Genomic DNA, 21,379 nt, shown 5'->3' on the forward strand with positions numbered 1-21,379 from the left:
CGCGGACGCGGGCGCGGACGAGACGGATCGGACGCGGACGCAGCCAGGACCGCGACAGGCACGAACGAGACGAGGCGGCGGACAGGCCAGCCTCGGACCGAACGCGAACGCACACGGGAGCCCGGACAGACTCGGACCGGACCAGAGCCCACACGGGAGGCCGAGACGGGCTTGACCTTGACGCCGGTGTCAAGGATTAGCGTCGTTGGCGGCCATGAATCAGGGGAGGGCCGATGCGTATCGGTGAGCTGGCCGAACGCGCGGGTGTGAGTACGCGGGCGCTGCGCTATTACGAGCAGCAGGGCTTGCTTTCCGCGCGGCGCGGGGCCAACGGCTACCGGCAGTACGAGGAGTCCGACGTCCGGCTCGTCACGGAGATCCGTTCGCTGCTCGCGGAGGGGTTCACGCTGGAGGACGCGCGGCCGTTCGTGGACTGCCTCCGGGCGGGCGAGGACGCCGGCGACGCGTGCCCGGAGTCGGTCGCGGTCTACTACCGCAAGCTCGCCGAGATCGACGCCGAGATCCGCACCCTGGTCAGGCGTAGGGCCGATCTGGCCGATCACCTGACGCGGGCCTGTCCCGGCTGCGTCCTGTTCCCGAAGGACCGAGATGATCACGTTGACCAGCGAGAACTTCGACGACCGTGTGCTCGGCGCCGGCAAGCCGGTCCTGGTCGAGTTCTGGGCCGAGTGGTGCCCCCCGTGCAAGATGATCGCGCCGATCCTTGAGCAGATCGAGGCCGAGTACGGCGACCGCCTCACCGTCGGCAAGCTGAACGGCGACGAGAACACCGACATCGTCACGCGCTACGGCGTCATGGGCTTCCCCACGCTCAACCTCTACCGCGACGGCGAGGTCGTCCGGCAGATCGTGGGGGCCAAGTCCAAGCGCATGCTCCTCGCCGACCTCGACGGCCACTTCTGAGCAAACCTCCTGAGAACGGCCCTCCCCCACAGACAAAGGCTGTTTCCCCCGACCGCGTCCCGACAACCAGCCTCTGCCTAGGGGCAATGTCGCCGTTCCCCGCAAACTCGACCCGACAACGAGCCTCCACTCAAAGGCGAGCACCCGTTCCCTACGAGCCCGCACCGAGAACGAGCCTTCACCTGGCGTCCGAGCCAACCCCCACGAATCCACCCCAGAAACGGTCCTGCACCCACCGACACAGACCAACGCCCAGCGAGTCCATCCCAAAAGGGCCCTGCATCCACCCGCAAAAACCCAACTTCCGCAAACGCGCTCCGAAACGAGGCTCCGCCCAGCGGCAAAGGCCAACAACCTCCTGCCGACTCGTCCTCGCCTCCGGGTCAGTACATGGCGAGGATCTGGCGGAGCATGTCCGGGGTGCGTTCGGGTGGGGACGCCTCGGTGACGAGGGTGTTGAAGTTGTGCCAGTGGCGCTCGATCTGCGCCCGGCCGACCGGGTAGAGCGCGGTGTCGGCGCGTTCGAGGTAGACCATGTCCGGCAGGCCCTGCTGCGGGAAGCGGACCAGCGTGAGCGGGCCCTCGGTCTGAAGGTCGCGGCTCATGCCGAACGGGCCGAGCTGGATGGTCACGTTCGGCCGCCAGGACATCTGGTCCAGGTGGCGGAGTTGCTCCCGCATCACCGCGGCGTCGCCGACCGGGCGGAACAGCGCGGCCTGGTCGAGGACCACCCACAGGTTGAGCGGGCGGGGACGGCGGCGCAGCACGCGCTGCCGTCCCATCCGGAACGCGACGCGCCGTTCGACCTCGTCCGCGGGATGCTGGCGGCGGATCAGCGCCCGCGCGTACGACTCGGTCTGGAGCAGGCCGGGCACGACCGTGTCCTCGAAGGAGCGGACGAGCTTCGCGGTCTGCTCGGCGCTGAGGTAGGGCCGGACCCACGACGGGATGAGCGCGCGGTCGCCGTACCACCACGGCCGCTTCGTGGACTGCTCGGCGAGGGCGAGCAGGGTCGTGCGCTCGGCGTCGTCGGTCGCGGCGTAGAGGTCGAGCAGGACGGCCACGTCACGCGTCTTGAAGCCGACCTGCCCGAGCTCCAGCCTGCTGATCTTCGAACTCGAACCGCCGAGGGCCCGGCCCGCGTCCTCCCTGGTCACGCCCGCTTCGCCGCGGAGCCGGCGCAGCGTCCGGCCCAGCAGCATGCGCGGTACGAGCGGATCGCCTTCGGCGAGTGCCGCGTTCCTGTTGCCGGTGATCGCGATGGAGGCCAAAGGGACTCCTCATCGAAATGGCGGTGCACGACCACATTGACTATAGCTTCACGCAGCGCGTCGGCCATGGGACCGTACGCGACGTCAAGCTCCCGGCCGCGTGCCGCATGCGTCCCGGCGGGACGGCTCGGCGGCTACGGTTTGCGCGCCACTCCGCAGAGTGTGGGCAGGTCAGCGGCGTCGATGGGCTCCACTTCGGGACGCCAGCGCGGCCCGGGAACGATTCCCGGCTCCACCGGCTCCAGCCCGTCGAAATAGTGCGCGATGAACTCCGGACTCCGCAGCCTGAACGGGATCGCGCCCGTGTCGTCGTACGACTTCTGCGCGGCGTTGAACGCCTCGTCCGCGTTGGTGGAATCGTGCAGCACGAGATAGCTGCCGGACACGAGCGGCCCCATCAGCTTGCGGATCACCGACTGCGCCTCGTCCGCGTCGATGACGTGGCCCATCACGCCGATCAGGATGACGGCGACCGGCTTGGAGAGGTCGAGGGACCGGCCGGCCTGCTTGATGATCTTGTCGGGGTCGTGCAGGTCGACGTCGATGTAGGTGGTGTTGGCCGGAGTGGCGCTGGTCAGCAGGGCCCGCGCGTGCGCGAGGACGAGCGGGTCGTTGTCGACGTAGACGATGCGGGCCTCCGGCGCGGCCCGCTGCGCCACCTCGTGGGTGTTGTCGACGGTCGGCAGCCCCGTTCCGCAGTCGAGGAACTGCCGGATGCCGATCTCCTTCGCCAGGAAGTTGATCGCGCGGGCCATGAAGTAGCGGCCGGAACGGGCGATGTCGACGATCGGCGGGTACACGGCCTTGTACTCGTCGCCCGCGACCCTGTCGACCTCGTAGTTGTCGGTGCCGCCGAGCCAGTAGTTCCAGATCCGGGCCGATTGCGGAACGTCAGTATTGATCTTCGCCGGGATCCCCGGAGCCTGTTCCGGAGTGGCATCCGCCATGATATGACGCTCCTTCCATGGGTCCTGCCGCGTTCCACTTGTCACCCCAACTTAGACCTCACCGCCGACACGGCAACGGGAACGCCGAATTTGGACGGCACCGAAAAGCTTTACCGCAAGGACACAGCCCATCACCGCGGGCCAAGGCCCGTGTCATGTCCCGCAACAACATCAACAACAACAACGGACAACAGCCATGACGTCACGTCACGGCAACGGGCCCGCAGCGTCTCGACGCACCACGACAAGAAAACGGAACGACAGCCCGAAACCCAGCACGAGCCAGGTGAAACGGCCTCGCGGCACCGCTGGACTCGGACTCCGGCTCAGGCTCAGAGCGGAGGTGCGACGGCGGCCATCGAACGCGCCTGCGCGACCATCTGCGTCGCCCACCCGCCGCTCTGCGGCCCCGGCGGCAGCTGCACCATGTGGTGGAACCCAGGGCCCGTGACGGTCACGGCGACGAAACCGCTGTACTTGCGCTCCTTCATCAACAGGAACAGCAGCCCCAGCAGACAGAACCACACGAAAATGATCGTCAACACGATCGCGACGGGCGGAATGCCCTCCGTGACCTGCGTGGAGTCCTGCACATTCCACACCGTGCCGCGCAGGGGAAAACGCCCGTGCGGAACGATCACCCATGAGTTCGTCACGGCGATGTCGCCGATCTGGAAGAGAATGGGCTCGTCACCCACCGGATACATACCCATGGCCACCCCGCCCGCGAACGGTATTCCGTCAAGCAAACTTATCGGTGATCTAAGCCCGGATCGACCCCCTCCACAAGGCGTGACGCGTCCGTAACCCCCGTACGCCCCCGCCACCGGCCGATCGTCACCAGTCCGAGACCGAGGCCAAGGGCAGAGCCGATCGCGAACACCATCTCCCCGTACCGGGCACGTCGCGGAACGGGTGATGATTGGGGGAACGTTGACGCTGATCCGCCCGGCGCCCCACCCACGGCGCGGGCGCGCCCAGGAGGAATGCGGCATGGACACCACCTCCGTTCGTCCGGCCCAGGAGGCACCCGACCGGGACGCGGTGCTGCGCAACGTCGAGCGGCGGGTGCTGTGGCTCGCGACCGCGATCATCGACCACGCCAACCGCGTGCGGCCCAACCCGACCGGGCTGAAGGTCGGCGGACACCAGGCGTCCTGCGCGTCGATGGTCTCGATCATGACCGAGCTGTGGTTCGAACGGCTGCACGCCGGCGACCGGGTCTCGGTGAAGCCGCACGCCTCCCCCGTGCTGCACGCCATCAACCACCTGCTCGGCGAGCTGGACGCCGAATACCTGACGACGCTGCGCTCGTTCGGCGGATTGCAGAGCTACCCGTCGCGGTCCAAGGACCCCGACCCGGTCGACTACTCGACGGGTTCGGTCGGCATCGGAGCGACCGCCCCGATCTGGGGCGCCCTGGCCCGCCGCTACGTCTCCTCCGTCATCAACAGCCCCTCCCCGAAAACAACAACACCACCGAAACCGCCACCCCCGCCCCCGGCGACGGCGGCGGCGGTGGGCGGGTCGGGGTGGGGCGGCAGTACTCGTTGCTGGGGGATGCCGAGCTGGACGAGGGGGCTTGCTGGGAGGCGGTGCTCGACCCGATGGTCGGCGAGCTGGGCGAGGTCGTGTGGATCGTGGACCTCAACCGGCAGTCCCTCGACCGGGTCGTCCCGGAGATCGGGGCCGGACGGCTCCAGGGCATGTTCGCCTCGGCCGGCTGGCAGGTGATCACCGTCAAGTACGGGCGGCTGCTGGAGGAGCTGTTCGAACGGCCGGGCGGGGACGGGCTGCGCCGCCGCATCGACGCGATGACCAATCCCGAGTTCCAGCGGCTCCTGCGCTGCACGCCCGCGCAGCTCCGCGACCGCCTCCCCGGCGACGACCCCGCGCTCCGCTCCCTGGTCGCGACGCTGGACGACGCGACGCTGCACGCCGCGATCCGCAACCTCGGCGGGCACGACCTGCACGCGCTGCGCAACGCGTTCGACGCGATCGACGACTCCCGCCCGACGGTGATCCTCGCGTACACGGTGAAGGGCTACGGCCTCGCCAGCGAGGGCCACCCGCAGAACCACTCCGCGCTGCTCACCGCCGACCAGCTCGCCGATCTCGCCCGGAACGTCGGCGCCGACCCCGCCGACCCGTGGGCTCCGTTCCCGGCGGACGGCCCGGAGGCGGCCCTGTGCGCCGAGACGGCCGAACGCCTGCGCCGCCCCGCCGTTCCCGCGTCCGCGCCGCCCGCCGTTCCCGCCGATTTCGGCCGTACGCCCACCGGGACCAAGTCGACGCAGGCCGCGCTCGGCCGCGCGCTGCTCGACCTGACCCGTTCGGCCCCGGACGCCGCGCGCCGCGTCGTCACCCTGTGCCCCGACGTCAGCTCGTCGACCAACCTCGGCGGCTGGGTCAACAAGGTCGGCGTGTGGGCGGCCCGCGAGCGTCGCGACTGGTTCGAGGACGACCCGGAGACGATCCTGCACTGGCGCGAGCGCCCGACCGGCCAGCACCTCGAACTCGGCATCGCCGAGACCAACCTCGTCGGCCTGCTCGGCGAGCTCGGCGCGACGTGGTCGCGGTGGGGCGAGCCGCTGCTGCCGATCGGCGTGCTGTACGACCCGTTCGTCGAACGCGCCCTGGAGCCGTGGTCGTTCGGCATCTACGCGGGCGGCCAGTCGATCCTGGTCGGCACCCCGTCCGGCGTCACGCTCGCGCCCGAAGGCGGCGCGCACCAGTCGATCACCACCCCCTCCGTCGGGCTCGAACAGCCCGGCTGCGTCACCTACGAGCCCGCGTTCGCGATCGACACCGAGTGGACGCTGCTGGCCGCCATGTCGCGCCTCGGCCGCCCGGACGGCACCTCGGCGTACCTGCGGCTGTCGACCAGGCCCGTCGACCAGGGCCTCGCCGCCGTCCCCGACGATCCGGCCGCGCGCGAACGCCGCCGCCGCCAAGTCGTCGCGGGCGCGTACCCGCTGCTGCGTTCGGCGGACGCGCCCGACCTCACGATCGCCGCGATGGGCGCCCTCGTGCCCGAGGCGCTCGCCGCCGCGTCCCGGCTGGAATCACTCGGAACGTCCGTCGACGTCGTCTGCGTGACGAGTCCCGGCCTGCTCTTCGACGCCGTTCAGGGCCGTTCCGGCCTCGCGAAGGCCGACACGTGGATCCTGGACGCCGCGTTCCCCGCACGCCGCGCCGCGCCCTTGGTCACGCTGCTGGACGGCCATCCGCACACGCTCGCGTTCCTGGCCGGGATCAACGGCGTCCGCGCCGCGCACCTGGGCGTCACGCGATTCGGCCAGTCCGGCGACATCGACGAGGTCTACCGCCACCACGGCCTGGACACCGACAGCGTCATAGCCACCGCCCTAGACCTCCTCTGATTCTCCCGAGCGTCCACCTCCGATCGTCGGTTCAGGTCCGTCGGGGTCGATCCAGGGTTCCGGCCCGTCGGTTTCCGTTCGGAACGAGGCGCCACCAGGTGAGGCAGCGCCACACCCATTCCGCCGGCCCGTACCGGAACCGCGCCAGCCACCAGCGGGCCAGCACGATCTGAACGGCCAGGATCGCCGCCACCCATCCGAACCTCCATTCGTCCGCGAACAAGCGATCCGCCGCCAGGATCAGAACGGTCGCCCCGAGGTAGTTGGTCAGTGCCGTACGCCCCAACGGCTCCAGCACCGCCGCGGCCAACCCGGCCGCCCGCCCGGACGCACCGATCAGAGCCGCCAACCCCACCGAGTAGGCGGCGCCCGTAGCGACCCCTGCGGCTGCCGCGACCGTCGCCGAACCGTTCGCGACCTGCATGGCATTCAGCGCGACCGCCACGAACCCGACCGCGACCCACGCGCCGAACCCGTTCCTCAGCCGGTACTCGGCAGCCGCCGAGCCCACGAGGAACAGCCCCGGAATCAGCAGACTGCCCCCGCCCGCGACCAGCGCAGCGGCCGTGGCGACCGCACCGCACCCCGCCACCACGTTCCGCGGCAGGAACGAGGCGGGCACCAGAACGGCGATCCCCACCACCGCGTACGACAACAGCACCTCGTCCGGTTGCAGGGCGCGATGCAGAACACCGATCGGAATCAGGAACCCGAGCCGCGCCAACGCGACGACCCGCGACGCCTCCCGCCCCTTCAGAAAGAGCGTGAAGCTGAATCCGAACAGGAACGCGAAGACGGGAAAGAACCGCCCATGGAACCCGAGCTCGTAAACCCAATGCCCGAGCCCGTTCCCGTCCACCGGCGTCCCCGTCAGGCCACCCACGTTCACGAACGCGATGCCGCACAGTGCGAGGCCGCGCAGGGCATCGACCCACAGCAGCCGTTCAGGCTCGCCTGCCGCGCCGCTGGGGCTCGGCCCCGCGCCCGCCCTCCGGATGGCGCCAGACGCTGCCTCCATAAGGACGACCGTGCAGCCATCCGCCCAGCGCGTCAAAACCAAGCCCTACGTACCTCGCTGGCCCTGGCTACGCCGTACCGAACGAGCCACGCCCTCCCTTCACGGTTGTGGCCTTTGGCCTTGCCCTCGACCGGCGCGCACGTCCGCCCGGCCAAGCGCACCCACGACGGCCCCGGTGTTCAGCCGTACGCCTACCTCATACGCCGGCTCCCTCCTCCGTCTCCGATTCCTTCACCCTCCGCCCTCCCCCCGTTGCCATGGCGAGTGGCACCAGCATGAACGCGACAGCGCCGACCAGCATGGCCGCCGTTCCGGTGCCGCCCGCCACACCCGCCGCGCCGCCCACCAGCACGGGAACGGCCGGCTGGGCGATGCCCCACGACGAGCCGTGGAACGCGAACCATCGCGGCCGGTCCGCCTCAGGCGCCGCATCGGCGATCAACGCCTGCCAGCGCCCCAGCAGAAGGCTGTCGGCCGCCACCCACCCCAGGTAGCCGACCACCGTCACCACCACACCGCCCGCAAGCGCCAACAGGAACGCGAACGCACCGAGCAACGCCGTCCCGGCCGCCAGCACCACCACGTGCGACGCTCGGCCCAGCGCTCCGCGCCCCAACTGCGCGGTCAACGGAGCCAGCAACGCAGCCGCCGTCAGCAGCACCCCGGGCAACCACCCGGGCGCCCCGCGTTCCAGCAGCAGGAACGGGACGAACATCATCACGGCCAGGTATCCGCACGCGAACGCCGTCCCGGCCAGCGTCAGCCGCAGCAGCAACGGCGTCGGCCGCCACCGTCCGCGCGCCCGTACCGTTCGCCCACCTCCCTTCTCCAGGAAGAACGCGGCCACCACAGCGGCCGCGACGCACGTCACGGCGTCCGCGGCCAGCAGCCACCGCACTCCCAACGGCAGCAGCACCGCCGCGATCAGCCCACCTATCGCTCCCGCCGCGACCAGCGACGTCCCCAGCAGCCGGTAAGCCTCCTCTCGCCGACCGCCCGCGCTGACCCGCGCGAGCATCTCCTGCGTCGCGGGCTCGTAGATCTCGAACGCCAGCCCGACCAGCGCCGTCGCCACCACGAGCTCCGCGGACGTCCGCGCGCACGCGAGCCCGACCAGCGCCGCTCCGGTCGCCGCCAACCCGAGCACGATCACCGAACGGGGCGCCAGCCGATCGAGCAGCACCCCGCCGCCCCACCGCGACACCAGCGCCGCCACCCCGAACACCGCCAGCACCACAGGCGCCGCCCCCGGCCCAGCGAGCACGGCCAGGAACGCCAGCGCGAAAGCCCCCACCTGGTTGAGCACCCGCACCCCGACCAGCGCTTTCGCCGCCTGCGGCACCTCCCCGTACACGCCCCCGAACCTACGCGCCCCCTCTGACATTCCGTGCCGCCCCGATCACAGCAAGCCCACACACCCTGCCCAGCACCCGCCCGAAGCCGCAGCAACACCCCTCCCCGGACCGTTCTGAGGGCAACGGCAGAGTGGCGAACGCGCCTCCCGAGCGCCGATATGGTCGGGCGCATGCCTCCGCGCGCACACGCCACCAGAGCCCGTCTCAAGGACCCGACGCCGCCCAAGCTCCCCGCATCACTCGCCTCGGCCGTCCCTGACGGCGAGCACGATCTCGTTGATGACGGCGTGTACCTGTCGCTCGCCTACGGCCCCGCCGACCTGGTGGGACGAACCGCGGAGGACACCGAGTTCGAACGCTGCTCGTTCACCGGAACACGCCTGTCGGCCATCACGCTCCAGCGCGCAGCGCTCAACGACGTCGCGTTCAACGAATGCGACCTCGCCAACGCCCGTTTCAGCAACAGCCGCCTCTTCACAACGGCGTTCGACGGATCCCGACTCACCGGCGCAGCGTTCACCGACTGCGGCATCCAGGACGTGCTTTTCGACTCGTGCCGGGCCGATCTCGCCGGTTTCCGCTTCAGCGTCTTCCGCCGAACGATTTTCCGGGACTGCAACCTCGAAGGCGCCACGTTCCAGAAGGCCGACCTCCGCAACGTCCGTTTCGAACGCTGCCGCCTGAGCGGAGCCCAGTTCAGCGGCGCCGACATGGCCGGCGCCCGTTTCACAGGCTGCGACCTGCGGGGAATCGGCGGCGTCCAGAGCCTCCGCGGCGTCATCGTGGCCGCAGGCGACGCCCCCGGCCTACTCTCCAGCCTCACCGCCGAAATGGGCATCACCATCGAGGACGCCTAACCAGCGCCCCCAGGAAGCCACAGCCCGAACGGCAACCGTATCCAGATAGACCCGGCGATCAGCGGGCCGCCGCTCAACGGAACGTTCGGACCGGGACCAGCAAGTCCAGATCGGCTCGGGTCACGCGCGCCCGCTCCGCGAGGCCGTCCCTGTCGATGCCCGCGCCGGCCACGATCTCGACCGCCCGCGTGAGCATCGTCGGCTGCTCCAGCGCCTTCGCGGCCCCCGGCTCCTGCCGCCGCCATCCCCGCGTGCTCATGGAGCTCATCGCGTTGCGGTACGTGGACTCCTTCATGATCCGAAGCGTTCGCGCGCGGTAGAGCAACGCCGCGATGCTCACGCCCCACGTCGCCTTCAGCTCCGCGAGCCGTTCCCAATCGACCTCACCCGGCAGCGCGTCCGCGATATCGGCCTCGGGCATCAGGAACTCGGCGGCGAACCGATGTGCCTGGTCTTCGGTGACCTTGCTCCCCGGTTCCGCGTCGGCGTGCATCACCAGGTGCCCTAGCTCGTGGGCCCCATCGAACCGATTCCGCCAATAGTCGCCCTTGGCCGGGTTGAACAACACCATCGGCCGCGGATGCGCCCCGACGCTGAAAGCGTCCACGCGTTCCGTCGAGGGCGGAAGCACCAGCACGATGACCCCGTGCTTCTCCAGGAGACGCACCACATGAGCGACCGGCCCCGGCTCCCCGACGAGCGCCTTACGCGCGAGCCGCGCCGCCTCCACCGGCCCCGGCCCGGCGATCTCGTCCGGCGGCACCGAGTACTCCGGCAGGTCCGCGGCCGGAAAATCGACCAACGCCTCCAGTGCCGCCACGATGTCCGTAGCGATCCGCCCGTACGCGAGCGCCTGGTCCCGTTCGATCTGCGTCGTCGACCTCAACGACCGGAAATGCGCGCTGTCCAGCGCAACGGGACTGCGCCCTCCCTGAAAGAACTCCACCGGAACGCCCAGCGCGATCGCCAGCAACGACAGCGTCTGCTCCGACGGCCGGTGCACTCCGGCCTCGTACTGCCCGACCTTGCCCGGCGTCGTTCCCACGGCCTGCGCGAGCTGGTTCTTGCGCAGGCCTCGGAGCCGCCGCGCCAACGTCAGCCGTTCGCAGTCGAACAGCAGCCGTGCCTCGGCGACCCTCTGGGAGATCCGGTCGTTCACCTAGGCCGTTTCAATGCTCGTTTCTCGCTGCCCGCGGAGCCGCATCGGCACGTCGGCCTCATCGTCGGTCCACAACGGCAATGTGCGCTCGACGAGCTTACGGCGTGGATCACGTCCCAGCGTCTCGTCGTTCAACGGCCGCACCCAGTGCCAGGGCGATCCCCCATCGGCGTTCAGCCTGGGTCTCCCCAGGAAGAGCTCCATCTCCAGCGGTTCCTCACTCGCGCTGTGCGCGAGAACGAGGGTCACCAACCCGGGCGTGTCGCCCACGTCGATCCCGAGGTCCAGACTCAACTGCGGATCGTCCGCGAACCCCTGCCGCGCCACGAACTGCTTCGTGGGACTGTCGCGATCCCACCGGATCTCCCGTACGGCGCCGAACTCGTGCCGCTTCAACAGCACCCGGAACGGCCCGTACCGCCACCCCGGCGACCCGTTGAGGTCGTCCCGCGAAACGACCGCCCCCTTCTCCCCGACCCGGAACACGCGGTCGAGCTGCGTCTCCAGCACGTCGAACGCCGTCACCCCGAACGACCGCTCCTTGAACCCGGCCGACCGACTCAGCGCCCCGAACACCGCGAGCGTGGCCTCCCGATGAGCCTCAGCCAGCCCATGCAAGACCCCCGCCGCCCGCAACTCACCCCAAGCTTCCCGCTCCTCACCCACCCCCCAAACCCTAACCACCCCCACCGACATTCCGACCCGAAGCCAGCCAGGACCGCGTCCACCCTCGATACCTATTGTGAAGCGGCTCCGCGACTGCCAACACCGTCAGGTGACCATTCCACGTGCCCGGGACCTCAACATCCCAAACCAAGGCTGTAGTCCGAGGGCTACTACGGGTGATGAGGCCCGGTCCCACCTTGCCGACGGTAAAGGCCACGGTGGTAGCGCAAGTATTGGCGCCCTACGCGATGCTTTGGAGACAACGATAGAGTGGCGATGGGAATGCCTTCATTCTCATTGATGACACTCAGGTCGTCATCGATCGTGATGACCCCCAACTCCAATTCCGCCCGATGCGTCAGACAAACACAGAGAATATTTTCCGGGATGTCCGGACCCTTGTGTGGTCTGGCCAGGCTTTGCAAATGAAAAGTAGGAGAGAAGCGAAAACCGGCAGGCGTCTGGATGCTGTATCCACAGATCTGACATTCGTAGTCATGCGCCTGCTTCACCTTCTCAGCGAGACGGCGATTCATGTAGATACCAGCAGACACCGGCTCCCAGTGTGACAGGTTGATTCCGGCGCGACGATCCATGGAACTGGACGGAACCACGGGTTGTTCACCTTGAGGAAGCTTTTCAAGCCGGAACTGGATGATCCGGAACCCATCCTGGCCTTCGGTAGTCCAGTACTCTTCAACCGAGTACAGGCCGTCATAGCGGAAACCCTCAGCAGGCGAATAATCGCGGTCACCACCTGCACCCCGGATTACTCGAACGGGGTAGCGTGTTGTAATATTGGCCATCAAGGCTGCATTGCCCGGGTCACTTGGGTCTTGCGGTCTAACCTGACGTCCTCGGTCATCCTGTCCCCCGTGACCCGTATAGATAATCACATCTCCGAGGTCATGGTCATCGCTATAGCCGCCGGAGACCACGATGGATTCCGCCCCGCCCGCGGCATGCCGGCCACAGATACCCGCTTGAAGTGGTCTATGCACCCGTTGATAGGACAACTCTTTCCTAGAAGCAAAAATATCCCCTTCTTCCACACCCGGAATCTCGCCGTATCCCGGAGGTGGTCCAGCTTTTACGGCGGCACGATTCTTGAGGAGGGGTAGAGCTCCAGCGTCGTTGTGATCGCGACACCAGGGCTGCGGCAGGTTCTTCCGACTCATGGACTGCCTGATGTCCGAGAAAATCTCATCAAGCGTCAGGTGGCGCCCTGCATCTTCGATTCCTTGTTGAATCAGTTCCACCAACTCCGCCGTGAAAGCCGTAAACTGAGCACCTTCGGGAGCCAGGGACGCTTTGTTCGGCGGAGCTGAGGCCATAATGTAGGCCCCATCCGTCTCCGCGGCTGCTGCAACATTGGATGTCCCCATCGCGCCAACAGCCCGGCCGCTAAAGCAGCAATCCAGAATGAGAATTCGATACTGTGCACGGCTTCCCATGAGGACGGACCGCAGCAAATTATAGGGGACGGCAGTGTAGATGCTGCGCGAGGGATCATCGTCAGTCTCAGGCAACCCGAGAAGAAGGTCGCTGCTTCGACTGATGACTCCATGCCCCGCATAGTAGACGAGCAGCACGCTCTGCGCTTCCTCGGCGGACTCGTGTAGCGGGTCCAGCATCTTCGACTGACTTATTGGATTCTCGACGATTTGAACGTGCTGGGGCGCTAGGCCCCATACGTCTTCCTGACACAGTCCCTGTTGAAGCGCGACCAAATTGTTGGTGACCGCTTCGAGATTTGGAAGATGTTGGTATCTCGACGTGCCAATGAGGACCGCGCGAGACTTCTGCGGATCGGGCGAACTCACGACTCTTCCGCCCTCAACGCCTTGGCCGCAGCCTCGATGGCCTCGGGAGACGCGTTCTCAATGGTCACCTTGATGCCATCTCGCTCAAAGACGGCGATGGTCGCTTCGTTACGCCGGCGACCACGAGTTCCACGCCACGCCGCGAATGCCAAGAGGAGGTTCATCAGAGTGGCGCTGTCCTCGAACATCACTTGAACGGCTTCGAGAGCGCCGCCCATCTCACCCGGCTTCACCTCAGCTGTTCGTAGCGACAGGCGAGAGTATCGCCGGACGTCGGGCTCGTTCAACAACCAGTCGTGCAGGGAGCGCAGCTCTTCCTCAGCGCCCGAGCCGCTCATGTAGATGAGAACCGACACAGCTTCCTCCATTCCCCAAACCACGCGCGCACCGAGAGCCACCGCGGCCTTCGGGCTGACGATAGCAAGGGAGCCCGACAAGCAGCAGCACAAAACAGACACTTCGAGCATCTCGGCGCCTGGGGCGTAGGGGCCCCGGTCAGCCTGAGGTCACCTTGGCGTAGTGGAACACGTCCGCAGGGAGGGGGTGAGCCAAGTCCCACTCGATGCGCATGGGCCGCTCACCCTCGTGCCGCACGTACGTCATAGGGCCTGCGTAGAGGTAAGGCGGGGCTCCGGCCTTGGTCTCCCTGATGAACAGGTGCACCGTAGAGCCTCGCTCGACGTGGTGAATATAGCGCTGGCCATCACGTGAGTTCTCGACCGTGTCGCTCTGGGACTCCCACTGGAAGCGGGTTGGACTGATGGCCCGATCGTTGTACATGGTCGAAGGCTTGAAGCCTTTCCCTGACTTGTTGATAGTCACCATAAACAGGTCGGCTTTCTCTTGCTCCACCCAACGGATGCCTTGCACCCAGGAGCGGGGCTTGTCCACGCCGAACGCTGCCAGCAGCTCGTCCTTGCTATAGCGCGCGTGCAGGTGTAGCGGTAGGTGAGCCACCTCGGGAACGACGGGAGTCACGCGGTGGATGCGGTCGAAGAGCACATCCGTTATAGCCATCAGCTCGTCTCGCCGGCCCGAGTTGCGCCATAGCCGTGCAAGATTTTCCTCGACCACGCTGATAGAACGGCTACTGTCCAGTGATGCATGCAGCATGGCCAGCAGGCGTCGGCGTCGAGCATCAGCAGACTTCCACCTCGGCGGCTCAGGTTCTGCAAGAGCTTCACGGAGGAAATGCAGGCGTTCAGGATCGTCAATGTGGAGCATACGACCAATCGCTCGACCGACTGCGAGATCATCCCCTTCGTCGGCGATAGAACGCGTGTCATAACCAGCTTCGCGACGTAGGCGTGCCCAGCCACCGCGGCTGCCGCTATAGAGGTCCTCTAGCTCTCGGCCGCTCTGGTCGAGGTACTCACCCAGACCCACATCACCAATCTCCTTGAGTTCGGCCACCGCTTCCTTGACTTTGAAGCCCAGCGACCGCTTGATGTTCTCCAGAACAATCTTGCTAACCTCTCGGTCGAGATCAATGGAACAGCCTGCCGGCAGAGTTGGGAATCCGGCCTCGGCCTCGTCAGCCAGGCGCCCACGAGGAATGCCCGTAAGCGCGGTGTAGCGCTTGTCAAACCGGAAGTGCTTGTTCTGATGGCCAACAAAGTCGAGCACTGTGAGTACTGCTTTGTCTTGCGTCAGCCTCAGTCCGCGCCCCAACTGCTGCAAGAAGACTGCCGCACTCTCGGTAGGGCGCAAAAAGAGGATAGTGTTGATATCTGGTACGTCTACGCCCTCGTTAAAGAGGTCAACGGTGAAGACCGCCTTGATTGAGCCGTCCTTGAGATCTTGCAAAGCAGCCTTACGGTCTTGACTGCTAAGCTGTGAGGTCACAGCCCGCGCCGCGATACCTCGGCGGTTAAATTCGTCGGCCATGAAGTTCGCATGATTGATGCTCACACAGAAGCCTACGGATTTCATCAAGGACACGTTTGTGAGCTTGTCTTCTAGCGCCTGGCAGATCATGTCTACGCGCGTATGCAAGCCGGTGTAGAGGTTGGTCAACTCTTCAACGTCGTAACCGCCTCCCCTCTTCCAGGTTATGCCGCTCAGATCGCTGTCGTCGTGAATTCCAAAGTAGTGGAATGGCACCAAGAGGGCACGTTCAAGGGCCTCCCAGAGTCGCAGTTCGACGTCAGGTTTTTGGCCATCGAACCAGTGCAGGATCGACTCACCATCCGTCCGTTCCGGGGTGGCGGTGAGTCCGAGAAGAACACGAGGTTCTGCGTGTCCGAGAAATCTGCCGTAGGAGGCCGCCGCCGCATGATGGAACTCGTCCACGATGACCATGTCAAAGTGCTCTGGTTCGAGACTTGGGAGCTGCGCAAGAGATTGGATAGAGGCGAAGACGTGACGCCATTCTTGTGGCCGTCTGCCGTCTACTAGGAGCTCGCCAAATGCGCCGTTACGCAAGACAGTACGGAAGCTAGCCAGGCTTTGCTCGAGGATTTCTTTGCGGTGCGCAACGAAGAGTAGAGATTCAACTCTCTTCTTCGCTCGCAAACGTTCGTAATCTAGAGCTGCAACGATTGTTTTCCCAGTGCCAGTAGCCATGACAACAAGGTTGCGCCAGTGATTGTGCACCTCACGAACAGCTTGAAGTTCGTCCAAAATTTCTTGCTGGTAAGGGTACGGCGTGACATCAATGTTTGCGATTTGTAGAGGCAGGTCAACAGCGTCCTTGTTCTCAGAGGCGAGTGCCTTCTCTAGGCGTTCCCGATCCCGCTCTGGAACATAACGCTCGAACGACGGATCGTTCCAGTACTCCTCGAACGTCGCAGCAAAAGTATCGGTGAGATGTGGCTGCTCGGCTTGTGCCAGACGGACGTTCCACTCGAGCCCGTCGAGCATGGCAGCGCGCGACAGGTTCGATGAACCAACGTAAGCGGTATCGAGTCCAGAGGAACGACGGAAGAGCCATGCCTTGGCATGCAAGCGAGTGCGTCGAGTGTCGTAAGACACAGCAACCTCGGCACCCAGGTCGACGAGCCGCTCGACAGCACGAAGCTCGGTCGCGCCCATGTAAGTCGTGGTAATCACGCGGAGTTGGCCGCCGCGCCCGATGAACTCGCGAAGCGGGTTCTCGATCAGTCGCAAGCCATGCCACTTGACGAAGGCGCACAGGAGGTCCACGCGGTCGGCGGAGGCTAGTTCCTTAGCTACCTCACGTCCGATCTGAGGCTGCTCTCGTCCGTTGACCAAAAGCGCGCTAGATGACAGCGGAATCTCCGGGCGCTGGGGGAAGAACACCTGGCCGTCAGGTTGCCGGCCTGAAGCGATGGCTAGCAGGACATCGTGATCCTGGGCGAGGAGGTCATCCGGAAGCGCGGAACCAGGCACAGCGGCGATGATGGCCTCACTGATCGTGTTGGCTGCCTCGACCTGGCGTTGCACGATTTCGTCCTTGTCGCCGTCTTCCCCCGCAACCCTCAACGCGCGACGGACGAGTCGTGCGACGTGTCGAACGAGCATCTCTTCTGCATCAAGCGACTCCAGGCTCCCGCGATGCACGAGGTCTCCCTCGACGGCACGAAGCCGGCGCTGCATCTCGTTGGTCACAACGGTCTCGAAAACCCCGGGGGCAAGCTCAGTCATGGGGCCAACCGTATGGGAGACGTCGGACGCCTGGGCGTGTAGAAGTCGATCAATCTTCGGGGCGTTGGAAGCTACGCGGGGGTGGTTAACGGTTTGGATACTGGTCTTTCGGGGGGTGGGGTGGGGCGGGAGGATGCGGAGGGTCCTTCGAGTGGTGGGAGTGCTGGTTGCGTAAGAGAATTCTTGTTGTTGTCCTGGCGGCCGCTGCTTCGTTGGCCGTGCCGGTCAGTGCGGAGGCCGCTGGACGGCCGACGCTGCACTACGGGGCGAAAGGCAAGTCGGTCAAGGTGGTGCAGACGCGGCTTCGGGCTCTGCACTACGACCCGGGAGCGGTCGACGGGCGGTACGGGCAGGATCTGCGGTACGCGGTGTGGGCGTTCCAGAAGGTCAACGGGCTCAAGCCCACGGGGACGATCGGGACGCGCACCTGGCGGGCGCTCGGACGTCCGAAGGCGCCCGTCAAGCTCAAGAGCTCCCCTGCGGACCGGGTGGAGATCTCGAAGAAGCGGCAACTCGTGGTCGTCTACAAGGGCGGACGGGTTCGGCTCATCACGCACACGTCGACCGGGTCGGGCAGGCGGTACTGCCACAAGGGGTCCTGCTCGGTCGCCAAGACGCCGTCCGGGGATTTCAAGGTGTACCGGAAAATCAACGGCTGGCGGCACGCCCCGCTCGGGAACCTCTACAAGCCGATCTACTTCAACGGCGGCATCGCCATGCACGGGCTGTCGAGCGTGCCCCTGACGCCCGCGTCGCATGGGTGCGCGCGGATTCCGATGCCGCACACGGCGAACCTGCTGTTCAAGCTCGTTCCGCTGGGGATGCGCGTCTACGTCCGTTGATCGAACGTATGTTTGACTCGGCGGGTACGTTGGAGGCATGACCTGCGCGTTCCAAGGCTCGCTGCTGGACTGCTCCGACGAGTCCGGCCCCCGCTCGCTGACCCCTGTGCGAACCCCGTTGGCGCATGGGGCCTGGATCGACATCAGGCGCGGCTGGATCGCGGGGGCCGACGCCCTTTTCGAACGGCTCGCCGAGGTCGTGCCGTGGCGGGCCGAGAGCCGGCAGATGTACGAGCGGGTCGTGAACGTGCCGCGCCTGCTCGCGTTCTACGGCGAGGACGAGCCGCTGCCCGATCCGGTGCTGAACGAGGCCAAATGCGCGCTCGACGCGCATTACGAGCCGGAACTGGGCGAGCCGTTCCGTACGGCGGGTTTGTGCCTCTACCGCGACGGCCGCGACAGCGTCGCCTGGCACGGCGACCGTACGGGCCGTGGGCGGACGCACGACACGATGGTCGCGATCGTTTCCGTAGGGGAACCGCGCTCACTGCTCCTGCGCCCGCGCGGGGGCGGCCCCACACTCCGGCACGACCTCGGCCACGGCGACCTCATCGTGATGGGCGGAAGCTGCCAGCGCACGTGGGAACACGCCATCCCCAAGTCCGGAAAGGCCATCGGCCCCCGCATCAGCATCCAGTTCCGCCCCCGCGGCGTCCGCTGATGTGAGAGCGGCCTCGCTGACCGGGCTCGAACCGGCGTCCACCCGGAAGTCAGAGCCGGGCGCTCTACCACTGAGCTACAGCGAGGCCATGGCCATCATGAAGGGCCCGCGCCTGGGTCGCCACTGATTTCCGGGACGACTCCCGTCGCGCAGGCATGGCGTACGGCGGCGGCGAGCTCCGGCTTGACGTGTTTGCCACTGAACGCGCCCGCAGTGCGGAGGAGGGAAGCCCATACGGGGTCGGCCACGGTCACACCGTGCACGAGTTCGGGGGTGGGTTGGAAAGGGGCGACGGCGGCGCGGCCGAGCGGGGCCGTCCAGCCGCGCTGGCCGGCGTTGATGCCCGCGCGCAGGCAGGCCATCTCAACGGTGCGGCGGGTGCAGCGGGCGCGGCCGTTGAGGACGTCCCAGGGGAACGGAAGCCGCGCCCAGACCCGGGTCTCCGGGTCGACGTCGCCGCCGATGGAGCGATGCCAGCGGACGAGGTCGTACGCCATGAGGCGCATCACCTTTCCGGGGCAGGCTGCGTCGAGCAGTTCCAGGGCGTCCGAGGCGGCGAGGCAGGACAGCCAGGCGGAACGGGCGCGGTTGTACGCCTGCGCGAGCGTGTTCCAGGTGGACGAGTCGTCGCGGCGGAAAACGATCATGTCTTCGCGGTCGAAGTCGTTGCCGCGCCAGACCGTCTCCAGCCGGTCGGCGCACTCCCGCATGGCCGCTGACCAGCGGCCGAGCAGCTCGCCGCGCTGAATGTCAGTGAGGCGTGTGAGGATCCCGGGTGACGGGTTGACCTGGGCGATCATCCACCAGTCGGCGCCGTCGCCGCAGCGGGACAGGAGCATCTCGGCGATCTCGTCGATCGCGTTCTGGCGGCCGGAGAGGGTGTACGCGCGCCGCAGGTTGCGGCGGGCCACGTAGTACGCGACGAAGCAGGCGGCGTCGGGGTCCGCCTGGAAGCTTCCGAGCGTGATCGCGTCGGCGAAGCCGCTACGGCCGCGCAGGACGAGGCGGCGCTTGTCCTGTTCGGCGGCGAGGCGTTCGGTCTTGGCCGCGAGGTGGCGCAGCGCACGGAAACGCCGGTTGTACTGGCGCTTCGACAGCTCGATTCCGGCGGCGCGGCGTTGCTCGCGATCCAGCCGGTCGCTGAGGAAGTCGTCCTCGCCGGGGTTCCAGCCGATCGCGCGTCCGGCGCGGGCGGCGACCGCCATGACCGCCTCCGGCGATTCGGCGTCGACGGAGGGGACGGGAGCGAGATCGGGGGTGAAGAGGTGGTTGAGAGTGGCTAGCTGGCGGGATGCGCCGATGGGCCGGGCGAACGTCTCGTTCATGGACGTGACGTAACCGAGCCGGCGGGCGGAACGGCTCGCGGCGCGTTCGAGGAGGGCCCGTTCGGAGGGGGTGAAGGGGCGGCCGGTCGCGAGGATCAGATCGGCGATCTCTTCGGGACGGTGGCGCTGGTCGAGGGAGGCGTGGAGTTCGGTGAGCGCGGAGGCGTGATCGCTCATGCCGACCATGATGCGGGCAAGCCGAGAGGGGGCGAAAGCGGTTTTAGGTGTCGATGAGGAGGGTGTCGGGGCCGTGGTGGTCTAGGGACGGGCGGTACTGGATCTGTTGCCCTGGGGTGAGGCGGAGAGACGGGTAGCGCTGGGAGATCAGGCGGAGCGAGATTTCGGCTTGGCGGCGGGCGAGGGCGGCGCCGGGGCAGAAGTGGGCGCCGTGGCCGAAGGCGATGTGGCCGGGCTGGACGGGGCGGGTGATGTCGAAGTCGTTCGGGTGGGATGGGGCGGTCTCGTCGCGGTTGACCAGCCAGACGGCAAGTTCGGTGCCGGGAGGGAGGGTGTGGCCGGCGAGAGTCGTCTCCCGTGTGGTGACGCGCAGGAAAACGTGGGTCGGACTGTCGTAGCGGAGGATTTCCTCGACGGCGTTCGGGGCGAGATCCGGGCGTTCGCAGAGGAGCTTCCACTGACCGGTGTTGAGGAGGCGTAGCAGGCCGTTGCCCAGCAGGGCGGACGTGGTGATGTGGCCCGGAAGCGCGACGCTGAAGACGAGCCCGACCAGATCGGCCTCCTGGGTGGGGGTCAGCGGGCCGTCTCCTGGGGCGTACGCCTTGAGGAGGTCGCCGATGATGTCGTCGCGGGGCTCGCGGCGGTGCTCGTTGATCTGGCGGGCGATCTGGCGCTGGAAGCGCACCCAGGCGCGGGCCGCGTCGAGTTCCTCGCCGGGACGCTTGAAGCGGTGGCCCATGGAGAGGGACGCGGCGGCGCGGCTGTCGTCGCCGAGGGCCTGGCTCTCGGAGAGGGGGAAGCCCACGAGATGGCAGATGACGTCGACCGGGAGCCGGTTGGCGTAGGCGGCCATGAAGTCGACGCGCTCACCCGAGAGTTCCGGGAGGAGGGCGGTGGCGCGTTCGGTGATGAACGGCTCGGCGGCGGCGACGCGTTCGGCGGAGAGGCCGGCGGTCGCGGGCGTGCGGAGGCGGCGGTGCTCCTCGCCGTCCATGGTGATGAACATGGCGCGCGGCGGATAGCCCTTCGCGAGTTCGGCGAGGACCTCGTCGTTGAACGGGCGGAACGGCTTGAGCGCGTTGGCGGAGCTGTACGTCTTGCCGTCGCGCAGCACTTTCCGTACGTCGTCGAGGCGGGTCACCACCCACGCGTCTATGGCGGGCGAGTAGAACAGCGGTTCGGCTTCGCGGGCGCGGGCGTAGAACGAGAACGGGTCGTCGAGGTGGGTTCCCAGCGGGTCGTAGACGTCGCCCAAGGCCATGTGATCACCCTTCGCGCACCGGTTGACCGCACCTTAACCCGGCCCGGTTTCGCACCGATAGCCCGATTACCGCCTGAACGCGGCGGAGGACGGAGGGAGGAGGA

Annotated in this window: 19 protein-coding genes and 1 tRNA gene; 7 read left to right on the forward strand and 13 right to left on the reverse strand. The window is 67.0% G+C overall.

Annotation, left to right across the window (positions count from 1 at the left end):
• The first annotated feature begins 233 nt into the window (after positions 1–233).
• Both GEV43_RS11985 and trxA read left to right on the forward strand, forming a co-directional pair.
• Entirely contained in the window at positions 234–728 is a 495-nt protein-coding gene (locus GEV43_RS11985; RefSeq protein WP_206681137.1) for a MerR family transcriptional regulator, read from the forward strand.
• On the forward strand, positions 610–924 hold the full coding sequence (trxA, locus tag GEV43_RS11990) for a thioredoxin (RefSeq protein ID WP_160820760.1): 315 nt from the start codon (positions 610–612) through the stop codon (positions 922–924). Before GEV43_RS11985 ends, trxA begins: the two co-directional genes overlap by 119 nt.
• 383 nt (positions 925–1,307) lie before the next feature.
• Here trxA and GEV43_RS11995 read toward each other — a convergent pair whose 3' ends face one another.
• The 3 genes from GEV43_RS11995 to GEV43_RS12005 all read right to left on the reverse strand — a co-directional run bounded on the left by GEV43_RS11995 (position 1,308) and on the right by GEV43_RS12005 (position 3,855).
• Positions 1,308–2,195, reverse strand: a complete 888-nt coding sequence (locus tag GEV43_RS11995; protein WP_241682870.1) for a helix-turn-helix transcriptional regulator — start codon at positions 2,193–2,195, stop codon at positions 1,308–1,310.
• Between the two features lie 134 nt (positions 2,196–2,329).
• Complete coding sequence (locus GEV43_RS12000) at positions 2,330–3,142, reverse strand: SAM-dependent methyltransferase (RefSeq protein ID WP_160820761.1); 813 nt, start codon at positions 3,140–3,142, stop codon at positions 2,330–2,332.
• Positions 3,143–3,474: 332 nt separating this feature from the next.
• Positions 3,475–3,855, reverse strand: coding sequence for a hypothetical protein (locus GEV43_RS12005; protein WP_160820762.1), 381 nt, complete (start codon positions 3,853–3,855; stop codon positions 3,475–3,477).
• Positions 3,856–4,135: 280 nt separating this feature from the next.
• Between GEV43_RS12005 and GEV43_RS50055 the strand changes: the two genes are divergently transcribed.
• Positions 4,136–4,876 carry a hypothetical protein gene (locus tag GEV43_RS50055; RefSeq protein ID WP_241682871.1) on the forward strand — a complete coding sequence of 247 codons (741 nt, stop codon included), beginning with the start codon at positions 4,136–4,138 and terminating at the stop codon, positions 4,874–4,876.
• Positions 4,877–4,956: 80 nt separating this feature from the next.
• Positions 4,957–6,525, forward strand: coding sequence for a hypothetical protein (locus tag GEV43_RS12010; RefSeq protein ID WP_241683483.1), 1,569 nt, complete (start codon positions 4,957–4,959; stop codon positions 6,523–6,525).
• Between the two features lie 31 nt (positions 6,526–6,556).
• Here GEV43_RS12010 and GEV43_RS12015 read toward each other — a convergent pair whose 3' ends face one another.
• Entirely contained in the window at positions 6,557–7,543 is a 987-nt protein-coding gene (locus GEV43_RS12015; RefSeq protein WP_160820763.1) for a DUF418 domain-containing protein, read from the reverse strand.
• Positions 7,544–7,739: 196 nt separating this feature from the next.
• A complete protein-coding gene (locus tag GEV43_RS12020; protein ID WP_160820764.1) occupies positions 7,740–8,885 on the reverse strand; it encodes an MFS transporter in 1,146 nt (381 codons plus the stop codon).
• 300 nt (positions 8,886–9,185) lie between these two features.
• On the opposite strand from GEV43_RS12020, the gene GEV43_RS12025 reads away from it, so the two are divergent.
• Positions 9,186–9,755 carry a pentapeptide repeat-containing protein gene (locus GEV43_RS12025; protein WP_309239598.1) on the forward strand — a complete coding sequence of 190 codons (570 nt, stop codon included), beginning with the start codon at positions 9,186–9,188 and terminating at the stop codon, positions 9,753–9,755.
• A 73-nt stretch (positions 9,756–9,828) separates the two neighbouring features.
• On the opposite strand, the gene GEV43_RS12030 is transcribed toward GEV43_RS12025, so the two are convergent.
• From GEV43_RS12030 to GEV43_RS12050, 5 genes are all read right to left on the reverse strand, one after another.
• The gene (locus GEV43_RS12030) at positions 9,829–10,914 is read right to left on the reverse strand and encodes an XRE family transcriptional regulator (protein WP_160820765.1); all 1,086 of its coding nucleotides are present in this window, start codon (positions 10,912–10,914) and stop codon (positions 9,829–9,831) included.
• On the reverse strand, positions 10,915–11,580 hold the full coding sequence (locus GEV43_RS12035) for a hypothetical protein (protein WP_160820766.1): 666 nt from the start codon (positions 11,578–11,580) through the stop codon (positions 10,915–10,917).
• A 170-nt stretch (positions 11,581–11,750) separates the two neighbouring features.
• Positions 11,751–13,403, reverse strand: coding sequence for a YDG/SRA domain-containing protein (locus GEV43_RS54805; protein ID WP_160820767.1), 1,653 nt, complete (start codon positions 13,401–13,403; stop codon positions 11,751–11,753).
• On the reverse strand, positions 13,400–13,759 hold the full coding sequence (locus GEV43_RS12045) for a hypothetical protein (RefSeq protein WP_160820768.1): 360 nt from the start codon (positions 13,757–13,759) through the stop codon (positions 13,400–13,402). The genes GEV43_RS54805 and GEV43_RS12045 overlap by 4 nt, the downstream gene beginning before the upstream one ends.
• Positions 13,760–13,898: 139 nt before the next feature.
• Positions 13,899–17,009 carry a DUF3427 domain-containing protein gene (locus tag GEV43_RS12050; protein WP_160820769.1) on the reverse strand — a complete coding sequence of 1,037 codons (3,111 nt, stop codon included), beginning with the start codon at positions 17,007–17,009 and terminating at the stop codon, positions 13,899–13,901.
• Positions 17,010–17,227: 218 nt separating this feature from the next.
• Between GEV43_RS12050 and GEV43_RS12055 the strand changes: the two genes are divergently transcribed.
• Positions 17,228–17,851, forward strand: coding sequence for a L,D-transpeptidase family protein (locus tag GEV43_RS12055; RefSeq protein WP_309239599.1), 624 nt, complete (start codon positions 17,228–17,230; stop codon positions 17,849–17,851).
• Between the two features lie 37 nt (positions 17,852–17,888).
• Entirely contained in the window at positions 17,889–18,512 is a 624-nt protein-coding gene (locus tag GEV43_RS12060) for an alpha-ketoglutarate-dependent dioxygenase AlkB (protein ID WP_160820770.1), read from the forward strand.
• An 11-nt stretch (positions 18,513–18,523) separates the two neighbouring features.
• Here GEV43_RS12060 and GEV43_RS12065 read toward each other — a convergent pair.
• The 3 genes from GEV43_RS12065 to GEV43_RS12075 form a co-directional block, all read right to left on the reverse strand.
• Positions 18,524–18,597: transfer RNA gene (locus GEV43_RS12065), tRNA-Gln, on the reverse strand.
• Between the two features lie 10 nt (positions 18,598–18,607).
• A complete protein-coding gene (locus GEV43_RS12070) occupies positions 18,608–20,014 on the reverse strand; it encodes a hypothetical protein (protein WP_160820771.1) in 1,407 nt (468 codons plus the stop codon).
• A gap of 43 nt (positions 20,015–20,057) precedes the next feature.
• The gene (locus GEV43_RS12075; RefSeq protein ID WP_160820772.1) at positions 20,058–21,275 is read right to left on the reverse strand and encodes a cytochrome P450; all 1,218 of its coding nucleotides are present in this window, start codon (positions 21,273–21,275) and stop codon (positions 20,058–20,060) included.
• Between the last annotated feature and the right edge of the window lie 104 nt (positions 21,276–21,379).

Source organism: Actinomadura sp. J1-007 (assembly GCF_009793335.1).
Classification (GTDB): domain Bacteria; phylum Actinomycetota; class Actinomycetes; order Streptosporangiales; family Streptosporangiaceae; genus Spirillospora; species Spirillospora yumaensis.